At 73.7% G+C, this 11,689-nt stretch carries 8 protein-coding genes; 4 read left to right on the plus strand and 4 right to left on the minus strand.

Translation table 11 applies throughout. The annotated features are described in order from the left end of the window. Positions 1 to 50: 50 nt before the first annotated feature. Entirely contained in the window at positions 51 to 1,322 is a 1,272-nt protein-coding gene (locus tag G5C65_RS20450; RefSeq protein WP_206442064.1) for a LacI family DNA-binding transcriptional regulator, read from the minus strand. Between the two features lie 513 nt (positions 1,323 to 1,835). On the opposite strand from G5C65_RS20450, the gene gltB reads away from it, so the two are divergent. The 3 genes from gltB (at position 1,836) to G5C65_RS20465 (ending at position 8,664) form a co-directional block, all read left to right on the plus strand. Next, on the plus strand, positions 1,836 to 6,401 hold the full coding sequence (gene gltB / locus G5C65_RS20455; RefSeq protein WP_165300338.1) for a glutamate synthase large subunit: 4,566 nt from the start codon (positions 1,836 to 1,838) through the stop codon (positions 6,399 to 6,401). Then, complete coding sequence (locus G5C65_RS20460) at positions 6,394 to 7,860, plus strand: glutamate synthase subunit beta (protein WP_165300339.1); 1,467 nt, start codon at positions 6,394 to 6,396, stop codon at positions 7,858 to 7,860. Before gltB ends, G5C65_RS20460 begins: the two co-directional genes overlap by 8 nt. Positions 7,861 to 8,019: 159 nt before the next feature. Continuing rightward, positions 8,020 to 8,664, plus strand: a complete 645-nt coding sequence (locus G5C65_RS20465; protein ID WP_165300340.1) for a maleylpyruvate isomerase N-terminal domain-containing protein — start codon at positions 8,020 to 8,022, stop codon at positions 8,662 to 8,664. Positions 8,665 to 8,738: 74 nt separating this feature from the next. Here the strand turns inward: G5C65_RS20465 and G5C65_RS20470 are convergent, their stop codons facing one another. Next, positions 8,739 to 9,281, minus strand: coding sequence for a MarR family winged helix-turn-helix transcriptional regulator (locus G5C65_RS20470; RefSeq protein ID WP_165300344.1), 543 nt, complete (start codon positions 9,279 to 9,281; stop codon positions 8,739 to 8,741). 149 nt (positions 9,282 to 9,430) lie between these two features. Here G5C65_RS20470 and G5C65_RS20475 point away from each other — a divergent pair, with 149 nt between their 5' ends. Further along, entirely contained in the window at positions 9,431 to 10,198 is a 768-nt protein-coding gene (locus G5C65_RS20475) for an SDR family NAD(P)-dependent oxidoreductase (protein ID WP_165300341.1), read from the plus strand. A 14-nt stretch (positions 10,199 to 10,212) separates the two neighbouring features. Here G5C65_RS20475 and G5C65_RS20480 read toward each other — a convergent pair whose 3' ends face one another. Both G5C65_RS20480 and G5C65_RS20485 read right to left on the minus strand, forming a co-directional pair. After that, a complete protein-coding gene (locus G5C65_RS20480) occupies positions 10,213 to 11,037 on the minus strand; it encodes an LLM class F420-dependent oxidoreductase (protein ID WP_165300342.1) in 825 nt (274 codons plus the stop codon). Then, positions 11,034 to 11,689: LLM class flavin-dependent oxidoreductase (locus G5C65_RS20485; protein WP_165300343.1), on the minus strand; the 656-nt coding region annotated here is incomplete at its 5' end. The genes G5C65_RS20485 and G5C65_RS20480, both read right to left, overlap by 4 nt.

An 11,689-nucleotide genomic window follows, 5' to 3' on the forward strand; every position in this document is an offset into this window, starting at 1 on the left:
GCGGGGCGGCGGCACGCCCCGGCTGCTCCCGGCGGCCGTGGCCGCGGCGCTCACACGGACCCCGGCGCAGCGCCCGGCGCTGTCGGCGCCCCCGGATCCGCCGGCGCACCCGGATCCGCCGGCGCACCCGGATCCGCCGGCGCGCCCGGACCCGCCGACGCACCCGGACCCGTCGGTCCGCCCGGATCCGCCGGTCCGCCCGGATCCGTCGGTCCGCCCGGATCCGTCGGTCCGCCCGGACCCGCCGGTCCGCCCGGATCCGTCGGCGCGGCCGGACCCGGCCGGGCGCGCGGCGGGGGAGCGTCGGGGTCGGTGGAGCCGCGGACCACGAGCCGGGGCAGCGCGGTCGTCCGGCGGGCCGCGACGGCGTCCAGCCCGGTGCCGCCCAGGCGTTCGAGCAGCATCCGCGCGGCCAGCCGGCCGCGCTCGACGGAGCCGAGGTCCACGCTGGTCAGCGGGGGCCAGGCGGCCTGTGCGAGATCGCTGTCGTCCATACCGGCGACGGCGATGTCCCCGGGGATGCGCAGCCCGCGCTCGTGGACGGCCTGGCTGGCGCCCAGCGCGAGCTGGTCGTTGGCGCAGAAGAACGCGTCGAGCTCCGGAACGGCGTCGAGCAGCTGGTGTGCCGCCGCGCGCCCGGCCGCCAGCCCGAACGCGGTCGCGCGCTCGGCCTCCGGGTGGTGCGGCAGCCCCAGGTCGGCCAGCGCCTTGAGGAAGCCCTGCCGGCGGTTGTGGCCCGGAACGGTGTCCAGGGGGCCGTTGACGAGCGCGATCCGCCGCCGCCCGGTGCGCACCAGGTGCTCGACGGCCAGCCGGGCGCCCGCGACGGAGTCGGCCTGCACGGCGTCCACCTGGACCTCGGACGGCAGCGAGCCGATGACGACCACCGGGCCCGCCGCCTGGCCCAGCACCTCGGTGTGCTCGGGTGTGATGCGGATGGGGCAGAGGATCAGCCCGTCGCTCGTACGGTCGCCGAGGCTGCGGACGACGGCGATCTCGTCCTCGATGACGGCGTCGGTGGAGTGCAGCAGCAGCCGGTATCCGGCCCCCCGGGTGACGGCCTGGATCTCGCGGACCATGGCGACGTACACCGGGTTGCCGATGTCCTGCATGGCGAAGGTGAGCTGCTTGGTCCGGCCGCCCTTGAGGGACTGGGCGACGGCGTTGGGCACATAGCCGAGCTCGGCCGCCGCGCGTTCCACCCTGCGGACGGTGTCGGGGCGGGCCCCCACGCCGTTGAGCACGCGGGAGACCGAGGCGATCGAGACGCCGGCCCGCTCCGCGATCGACACGATGGTCGGTGGTCCTCCGCCGTCTGGCATCGTGCAGCTCCCTTGCTGCCGTGTGCACGGACGTGCTGTAAAGGTTTACAGCACTGTAAACGTTTACAGATGGTGCGGTCGGGGCGGCGGCGTGTCAAGGGGTCGGACCGGCGGGCCGACCGGAGAAGAGGCTGTGACCTGGGTCACGGCGAGAATCGGCCACTGCGGGCATGATCCGCGTGTTACCCAGCGGTTTCACGATCTTCAGCGCTGGGCAGAAGCAAGGACGGCCCGGATTGGGCCGCGGGCAATGAGGCCCGTGCCCTCCGAGCCGTTCTCTGCCACCCCGGTACCGCTCACCGCGGGGCGATCCCCCGCCCGCTCCCCCTCGCAGGACCTGACCGTGGTCCGGCTTCTTGGTGTGCCGTCACGCACCCCTGTCCATATGCTGGGCGAGGGAATCCACTTTTCGAGAAGTCGACTGTCATGTAACCTGCGCGAAAATCTTTGACCGCATGAGGGCCAGCGTCGTCCCTCGGTACGCACTTTTGCCACGAGACGACGGGAGAGCCGATGCGCGCTGTGTCGACGTCCCCTGCCCAGCAGGTCAAGCAGGGCCTTTACGACCCCCGGTACGAGCACGACGCCTGCGGGGTCGGATTCGTGGCCACCCTCACCGGTGAGGCCAGCCATGAGCTGGTCGAACGGGCGCTGACCGTGCTGCGCAACCTGGAGCACCGGGGGGCCACCGGCTCCGACCCGGACACCGGGGACGGCGCGGGAATCCTGCTCCAGGTGCCGGACGGGTTCCTGCGGGAGAGCGTGGACTTCGCGCTGCCCGCCGCCGGTGCGTACGCCGTCGGCACCGCCTTCCTCCCCGTCGACGCCGCCGAGTCCGCCGCTGCCGTCTCACGGATCGAGACGCTGGCCGCCGAGGAGGGGCTGGACGTCCTCGGCTGGCGGACCGTGCCCGTCGCGCCCGACCTGCTGGGCTCCGGGGCGCGGGAGACCATGCCCGACTTCCGGCAGCTGTTCGTCGCGGACCGCGCGGGCGGGCGGCAGGGGCTCGCCCTGGACCGGCCGGCCTTCGTGCTCCGCAAGCGCGCCGAGCGGGAGGCCGGGGTCTACTTCCCCTCCCTCTCCGCCCGCACTCTCGTCTACAAGGGCATGCTCACCACCGGCCAGCTGGAGCCCTTCTTCCCGGACCTGTCCGACCGCCGGCTGGCCACCGCCGTCGCGCTGGTGCACTCGCGGTTCTCCACCAACACCTTCCCGAGCTGGCCGCTGGCGCACCCGTACCGGTTCGTCGCGCACAACGGCGAGATCAACACCGTGCAGGGCAACCGCAACTGGATGCGGGCCCGCGAGTCCCAGCTCGACCCGGCGTTCGAGAAGATCTTCCCGGTCTGCACCCCCGGCGCCTCCGACTCCGCCACCTTCGACGAGGTGCTGGAGCTGCTGCACCTCGGCGGGCGCTCGCTGCCGCACGCGGTGCTGATGATGGTGCCCGAGGCGTGGGAGAGCGACGGCGCGCGGGACTCCATGGACCCCGCGCGCCGCGCCTTCTACCAGTTCCACGCCACGATGATGGAGCCCTGGGACGGCCCCGCCTGCGTCACCTTCACCGACGGCACCCAGGTCGGCGCCGTGCTCGACCGCAACGGCCTGCGCCCCGGCCGCTACTGGGTCACCGACGACGGGCTGGTCGTCCTCGCCTCCGAGGTCGGCGTCCTGGACATCGACCCGGGCCGGGTGGTGCGCAAGGGGCGGCTGCAGCCGGGCCGGATGTTCCTCGTGGACACTGCCGAGGGCCGGATCATCGAGGACGACGAGATCAAGGCCGGGCTCGCCGCCGAGCACCCGTACCAGGAGTGGCTGGAAGGCGGGATCGTCGAGCTGGGGGATCTGCCCGAGCGCGAGCACATCGTGCACACCCACGCCTCGGTCACCCGCCGCCAGCAGACCTTCGGCTACACCGAGGAGGAGCTGCGGGTGCTGCTCGCGCCGATGGCCCGCACCGGCGCCGAGCCGATCGGGTCCATGGGCACGGACGCGCCGATCGCCGCGCTCTCCGAGCGGCCCCGCCTGATCTTCGACTACTTCACCCAGCTGTTCGCGCAGGTCACCAACCCGCCGCTGGACGCCATCCGGGAGGAGCTGGTCACCTCGCTGCGCTCCTCGCTGGGCCCGCAGGGCAATCTGCTGGAGCCGGCGGCCGCCTCCTGCCGCAGCGTCACCCTGCCGTTCCCGGTCATCGACAACGACGAGCTGGCCAAGCTCATCCACATCAACGCCGACGGGGATCTGCCGGGCTTCCGCACCGCGACCCTCTCCGGGCTCTACCGGGTCGCCGCCGGAGGGGACGGCCTCGCGGCGCGGATCAGGGAGATCTGCGCCGAGGCCGACGCGGCGATCGAGTCCGGCGCCCGGCTGGTCGTGCTCTCCGACCGGCACTCGGACGCCGAGCACGCCCCGATCCCCTCCCTGCTGCTGACCTCGGCCGTCCACCACCACCTCATCCGCACCAAGCAGCGCACCCAGGTGGGCCTGCTGGTGGAGGCGGGCGATGTGCGCGAGGTGCACCATGTGGCGCTGCTGATCGGGTACGGCGCCGCCGCCGTCAACCCGTATCTGGCGATGGAGTCCGTCGAGGACCTGGTGCGCGCCGGGACCTTCCTGCCGGCCGCGGGCGAGCTCGCCCCCGAGCAGGCCATCAGGAACCTCATCCACGCGCTGGGCAAGGGCGTGCTGAAGGTGATGTCCAAGATGGGCATCTCCACCGTCGCCTCCTACCGCGGCGCGCAGGTCTTCGAGGCTGTCGGGCTGGACGAGTCGTTCGTGGACACCTACTTCCACGGCACCACCACGAAGATCGGCGGCGCCGGGCTCGACGTCGTCGCCAAGGAGGTCGCGGCCCGGCACGCCAAGGCGTACCCGGCCTCCGGGATCGCCTCGGCGCACCGCGCGCTGGACATCGGCGGCGAGTACCAGTGGCGCCGCGAGGGCGAGCCGCACCTGTTCGACCCGGACACCGTCTTCCGGCTCCAGCACTCCACCCGGCAGCGCCGCTACGACATCTTCAAGGAGTACACCCGGCGGGTGGACGAGCAGGCGGAGCGGCTGATGACGCTGCGCGGGCTGTTCGGCCTCACGAGCGACCGCGCCGCGATCCCGGTCGAGGAGGTCGAGCCCGTCAGCGAGATCGTCAAGCGGTTCTCCACCGGCGCGATGTCCTACGGCTCCATCTCCCGCGAGGCGCACGAGACCCTGGCCGTCGCGATGAACCGGCTCGGCGGCAAGTCCAACACCGGCGAGGGCGGCGAGGACCCGGACCGGCTGTACGACCCGGAGCGGCGCTCCAGCATCAAGCAGGTCGCCTCCGGCCGCTTCGGCGTCACCTCCGAGTACCTCGTCAACTCCGACGACATCCAGATCAAGATGGCCCAGGGCGCCAAGCCCGGCGAGGGCGGCCAGCTGCCCGGCCACAAGGTCTACCCCTGGGTGGCGAGGACCCGGCACTCCACGCCGGGTGTCGGCCTCATCTCGCCGCCCCCGCACCACGACATCTACTCGATCGAGGACCTCGCCCAGCTCATCCACGATCTGAAGAACGCCAACCCGGCGGCGCGGATCCACGTCAAGCTGGTCTCCGAGGTCGGCGTCGGCACGGTCGCCGCGGGCGTCTCCAAGGCGCACGCGGACGTGGTGCTGATCTCCGGCCACGACGGCGGCACCGGCGCTTCCCCGCTCACCTCGCTCAAGCACGCGGGCGGCCCCTGGGAGCTGGGCCTGGCCGAGACCCAGCAGACCCTGCTGCTCAACGGGTTGCGGGACCGGATCGTCGTGCAGACCGACGGCCAGCTCAAGACCGGCCGGGACGTGGTGATCGCCGCGCTGCTGGGCGCCGAGGAGTTCGGCTTCGCCACCGCGCCGCTGGTCGTCTCCGGCTGCGTGATGATGCGGGTGTGCCATCTGGACACCTGCCCGGTCGGCATCGCCACCCAGAACCCGGTGCTCCGCGAGCGCTACAGCGGCAAGGCCGACCACGTCGTGAACTTCTTCGAGTTCATCGCCGAGGAGGTCCGTGAGCTGCTGGCCGAGCTGGGCTTCCGCACCCTGGACGAGGCCGTCGGGCACGCCGAGCTGCTCGACACCTCGCGGGCCGTGGACCACTGGAAGGCGCGGGGCTTCGACCTCGCCCCGCTGCTGCACGTCCCCGAGCTGCCCCACGGCGCCGTACGCCACCAGGCCGCGGCGCAGGACCACGGCCTGGAGAAGGCGCTCGACAACGAGCTGATCAGGCTCGCCGCCGACGCGCTGCACGCCGGGAGCGCCGAGGCGGCGCAGCCGGTACGCGCCCAGGTCGCGATCCGCAACACCAACCGCACCGTGGGCACCATGCTCGGGCACGAGGTGACCAAGCGGTTCGGCGGCGCCGGGCTGCCGGACGACACCGTCGACATCACCTTCACCGGCTCCGCGGGCCAGTCGTTCGGCGCGTTCGTGCCGCGCGGCGTCACCCTCCGCCTGGAGGGCGACGCGAACGACTACGTCGGCAAGGGCCTCTCCGGCGGGCGGCTCGTCGTCCGCCCGGACCGGGCCGCCGACCACCTCGCCGCGTACTCCACCATCGCGGGCAACACCCTCGGATACGGCGCGACCGGCGGCGAGATCTTCCTGCGGGGCAGCGTGGGGGAGCGGTTCTGCGTCCGCAACTCCGGCGCCCTGGTCGTCTCCGAGGGCGTGGGCGACCACGGCTGCGAGTACATGACGGGCGGCACCGCCGTGGTGCTGGGCGCCACCGGGCGCAACTTCGGCGCGGGCATGTCCGGCGGCACGGCCTATGTGCTCGACCTGGACCTGGCGCGGGTCAACGCGGGCCTGCGCGGCGCCGTGGAGGAGCTGACCCCCGCCGACGCGGAGCGGCTGCACGACGCGGTGCGCCGCCACCGCGAGGAGACCGGCTCCACGGTGGCCGCGGGGCTGCTCGCCGACTGGGACGCGGCCGCCGCGCGCTTCAGCAAGGTCCTCCCGCCGACGTACAAGGCCGTGCTCGCCGCCAAGGACGCCGCCGAGCGGGCCGGACTGACCGAGTCCGAGACCCACGAGAAGATGATGGAGGCGGCGACCCATGGCTGACCCCAAGGGCTTCCTGACCACCGACCGCGAGGTCGCACCGACCCGCCCCGTCCCCGAGCGCGTCCGGGACTGGAACGAGGTCTACGTTCCCGGCTCGCTGCTGCCCATCGTCAGCAAGCAGGCGGGCCGCTGCATGGACTGCGGCATCCCGTTCTGCCACAGCGGCTGCCCGCTGGGGAACCTCATCCCCGAGTGGAACGACTACGCCTACCGCAACGACTGGACGGCGGCCTCCGAGCGGCTGCACGCCACGAACAACTTCCCCGAGTTCACCGGCCGGCTCTGCCCCGCCCCCTGCGAGTCGGCCTGCGTGCTCGGCATCAACCAGCCGCCGGTCACCATCAAGAACGTCGAGGTCGCCATCATCGACAAGGCGTGGGAGACCGGCGGCGTCACCCCGCAGCCGCCCGAGCGGCTCAGCGGCAAGACCGTCGCCGTCGTCGGCTCGGGCCCGGCCGGGCTGGCGGCCGCCCAGCAGCTGACCCGCGCGGGCCACACGGTGGCGGTGTACGAGCGCGCGGACCGCGTCGGCGGCCTGCTGCGCTACGGCATCCCCGAGTTCAAGATGGAGAAGCGGCACATCAACCGCCGTATCGAGCAGATGCGCGCGGAGGGCACCAAGTTCCGCACCGGCGTGGAGATCGGCCGCGACATCGACGCGGCGAAGCTGCGCAAGCGCTACGACGCGGTGGTCGTCGCGGCGGGCGCGACGACGGCGCGCGACCTGCCCGTCCCGGGCCGCGAGCTGAACGGCATCCACCAGGCCATGGAGTACCTGCCGCTGTCCAACAAGGTGCAGGAGGGCGACTACGTCACCCCGCCGATCTCCGCCGAGGGCAAGCATGTGGTGGTGATCGGCGGCGGCGACACCGGCGCGGACTGCGTGGGCACCGCGCACCGGCAGGGCGCGGCGTCCGTCACCCAGCTGGAGATCATGCCGCGCCCCGGCGAGGAGCGGGACCCGGACCGCCAGCCCTGGCCCACCTTCCCCCTGCTCTACAAGGTCACCAGCGCCCACGAGGAGGGCGGCGAGCGGGTCTACTCCGTCTCCACCACCCACTTCGAGGGCGATGCGGACGGCAACGTCCAGTGGCTGCACCTGGCCGAGGTGGAGCTGACGGACGGCAGGATCGCGCAGCGGCCGGGCACCGAGCGCCGCATCCCGGCGCAACTGGTCACCCTCGCCATGGGCTTCACCGGCGTCGACCGCGAGAACGGCCTGGTCGAGCAGTTCGGCGTGGAGCTGGACGCGCGGGGCAACATCGCCCGCGACGACAGCTACGCCACCAACGTCGACGGCGTCTATGTCGCGGGAGACGCGGGCCGTGGCCAGTCCCTCATCGTCTGGGCCATCGCCGAGGGCCGCTCGGTCGCCAAGGCGGTGGACCGCTATCTGACGGGCGTCCCCAGCACCCTCCCGGCCCCGATCCGTCCGACGGACCGCTCGCTGGCGGTGTAGCCCCGGCCCGACTCCTTCTCCTTCTCCCTCTAGGCTTCCGTACAACGGCGTACGGATTCGCGCGGCGTCTGCCAGTCCCCGACCGGTGATGGGCAGGCGCCGCGTGCTTGCGCCGACGACCATGGAGGGGACCGAGAGGACGGAAGGGGCTGAGTGGAGATGAGGACGGATCCGACCATCCGGGACGAGTTCCTGACGGCCGCGCGGACGGCCGTCGCCCTGCTGCGCGCACCGGCCGTGGCCACCGGCTGGCGGGAGCCCAGCGCGCTGGAGGGGTTCAGCGTGGGCGGGCTGGCCGCGCACCTGGGCAAGCAGGTCCTGCTCCTGCGGGACGCGGCCGAGCCGGTTGCGCCCGGTGCCCCGATCACCCTCCTGGAGTTCTTCGCCCGCGCCCCCTGGGTCGGCCAGGACGCCGCGCACTGGACCGGCGTCATGGGGCGCGAGCTGGGCGAGGCGGCCGCGGCCGACGGCCCGGAGGCGGTCGCGGCGCGCACCGCCGAGGCCCTGGAGGAGGCCCCGGGGATTCTCGCGGACGCCCCTGCGGACCAGGTGGTGCGCCTGTCGTACGCGGACTGCGACCTCACCCTCGACGACTTTCTGCTGGCCCGGCTGCTGGAGATCGTCGTGCACGCGGATGATCTGGCCGTCAGCGTCGGCATACCGACTCCGGATTTCCCGGAGCCGGCGGCCTTCCTGGTGACGGATCTGCTCTCGCGGCTGGCCATCCGCCGCCACGGACAGGTGTCGGTGCTGCGCGCCCTCTCCCGTGCGGAGCGCACACCCGAGACGATTTCGGCGCTGTAGCCGTCGGTCCGGGCCGTCGGTCCGGGCCGTTGGTCCGGGCCGGGGTCCGGGCTGCCCCTGGCGGGGCGGGTGCGTCAGTCCGGCTCCCCGACCTGGCTGAGCCGGGTGTCGCCCAGGCGCCGCTGGACGTCCTGGAGCAGCACGCGCAGCAGCCCGGCGAGCTGCTCCTGCTGCTCGGGGCCGAGCCCGGACACCAGCTCCGCCTCGCGCCCCAGCACCTCGTCCACCGTCGCCTCCACCAGAGCGTGGCCCGCCGGGGTGAGCTCGACGAGCACGGAGCGCGGCCTGCCCTCGCCGGGGTGTCGCACCACCAGCCCCTCCCGCTCCGCTCGGGCCACCCGCTGCGAGATCGCGCCCGCCGTGACGAGGGAGCGGCGGCTCAGCTCGCGGGTGCTCAGCGCGTACGGCTCGCCCGCCCGCCGCAGCACGCTCAGCAGGTCGAGCGTGGCCGTGTCCACGCCGGCCCGTGCGAGCACCCGCCTGCGGTCGTCGCCGAGCAGCTTCGCCAGCCGCCAGAGCGGGGTGACGATGCCGATCGACGAGACGGGCGTGCCGGGCCGCTCCCGCCGCCACGCGTCCGCGATGTCCTGGACGGGGTAGCCGGAGGCGCTGTCCATCGGATACGCGTCCGGAGCGGCGCCGTCGTCGTCGCTTGCCACGGGGGCCTCCTGGTGAGTGTTGCGTTCAGGTCTAAATCCAGTGCTAGATTCAGTGCTAAATTTAGACCTGAATTTAGCACTGAACGGAACGGACCGGAGGTCACTCTATGTCACGCGCCATTCTCGTCACCGGCGGAGCCACCGGCATCGGCCGCGCCGTCGCGCGCCACTTCACCGGCCGGGGCGACGCCGTCGTCGTCACCGGACGGCGCCGGGCCCCGCTGGAGGCGGCGGCCGAGGAGACCGGCGCCCGCGCCGCCGTCTGCGACCACACCGACCCCGGCGCGCTGCTCGCCCTGCTGGACGCGCTGCCGCACACGGTGGACGTCCTGGTCAACAACGCGGGCGGGAACACCGACTTCGACGCGGAAGCGGACCCCGCAGTGGACCCCGCAGCGGGCCCCTCGGCAGACCCCCGCACCGCCGAGGCGCTCGCCGCGTACGCCCGGGGCTTCCGCGCCAACCTCGAAGCGAACCTCCTCACCGCGGCGCTGACCACCAGGGCCCTGGAGGGGCGGCTCGCACCCGGCGGCGCCGTGGTGCACATCGGCTCCATCGCCGCCGTCCAGGGCGCGGGCTCCTACGGCGCGGCCAAGGCGGGCCTGTCCAGCTGGAACGCCGACCTCGCCCGGACCCTCGGCCCGCGCGGCATCACCGCCAACGTGGTGGCCCCCGGCTACATCGCGGACACCGAGTTCTTCCGCGACCGGCTCTCCGCCGAGCGGCGCGCCCAGCTCATCGCCGCGACGGCGACCGGCCGCGCCGGGGCGCCGGAGGACGTCGCGGGCACCGTCGCCTTCCTGGCCTCGCCCGCGGCCCGCCACATCACCGGCCAGGTCCTGCACGTCAACGGCGGCGCGTATCCGACCCGGTGACGGCTCGTGACGGCTCACGCCAGGTAGTCGGCGGCCACCGCGGCGAGTTCGTCCAGCCTCCGCAGGGTCTCGGCCTCCGGGAGGGTCTCCAGCTGGAACGTCGCCCGGTCGGCCCCCGCCTCCGCGTACCGGTTCAGCTCCTCCGGCCGCGACGGGTCGGCGGGTGCGTTGAGCACGGCGCCGCCCCGCCCCCGGTCGGCCAGCCACGCGCGGACCGTGCGCAGCTCGGCGGGGGAGACCTCGGTGGGGAACCAGCCGTCGCCGGCCTCGGCGACCCGGGCCCGCGCCGCCGCTCCGTTGCCGCCGATGTAGAGCGGCGGGTGCGGGCGCTGCACCGGCTTCGGCCACATGTGCAGCGGGCCGAAGCGGACGAAGTCGCCGTCGTACGCGGCCGTCTCCCGCGTCCAGATCGCCTTCAGGGCCGCCAGCTGCTCGTCCAGCAGCCGGCCGCGCGTCCGGGGATCGGTGCCGTGGTTGCGCATCTCCGGCCGGTTCCAGCCGGCGCCCACGGCGAGGATCGCCCGCCCGCCGGAGAGCAGGTCGAGGGTGGCGACCTCCTTGGCCGTGTGGATGACGTCGCGCTGGATCAGCAGGGCGACCCCGGTGCCCAGCAGCAGCCTCTCGGTGGCCGTGGCGGCGGCGGTCAGGGCGAGGAACGGATCGAGCGAGCGGTGGAACCGGTGGGGGATCGGGGACCCGTCGGTGGCCGTCGCGCCCTGCGGGATGTGCGAGTGCTCCGCGAGGAACAGCGAGTCGAACCCCCGCTCCTCCGCCGCGCGGGCCAGCGTGTCCGGGCGGATGCCCTCGTCCGTGACAAAGGTTGCGATGCCGATTCTCATGACCGGTCGCAACCCCGCCCCCGGCGCGGTTGTTCCCGCACCAGGGCATCCAGGACGTCCAGGACGCGCCGCCGCCCGGCGGGCCCGCCCCAGGGCGCCACGATCAGGTCCGTCACCCCCGCCTCCCGGTAGCGCCGCACCGCCTCGCCGACCTCCCGCTCCGATCCGATGGCGGCCGTCTCCGCGACGTTCGTCAGCCCGTCCCGCTCCAGCACGGCGCGGTACGAGGGGTGGTTCCCGGCCCCGCCGAACGCCTGGGCCACCTCCTCCCGTACCGCGTCCGGGTCCCCCGTCACCGCGACCAGCGTCAGCGCCGCCACCCGGCCGCCGGCCGGTCCCATCGCCGGTACGACGTAGTCCGCGATCAGCCCAGGCCGCGCCCAGGTCACGATCGTGCCGTCCGCCAGCTCCGGCTCGCCCGCGAGCCGCAGCATCCTCGGGCCCAGCGCGGACAGCAGCACCGGCGGGGGCGCCGGGGCGCCCGTGATCTCCAGCCCGGTCACCGCCGTGAGCCGCTCGCCCCGGTGCTCCACCGCCTCGCCCCGCAGCAGCGGGCGCAGCACCTCCAGATACTCCCGCGTATGCCGCAGCGGCGCGTCGTACGACAGCCCCCACTGGTCCGCCACGATCGCCCGGTGGCTCGGCCCCACCC

The sequence above is a fragment of the Streptomyces boncukensis genome, assembly GCF_011045075.1.
Lineage (GTDB): Bacteria > Actinomycetota > Actinomycetes > Streptomycetales > Streptomycetaceae > Streptomyces > Streptomyces boncukensis.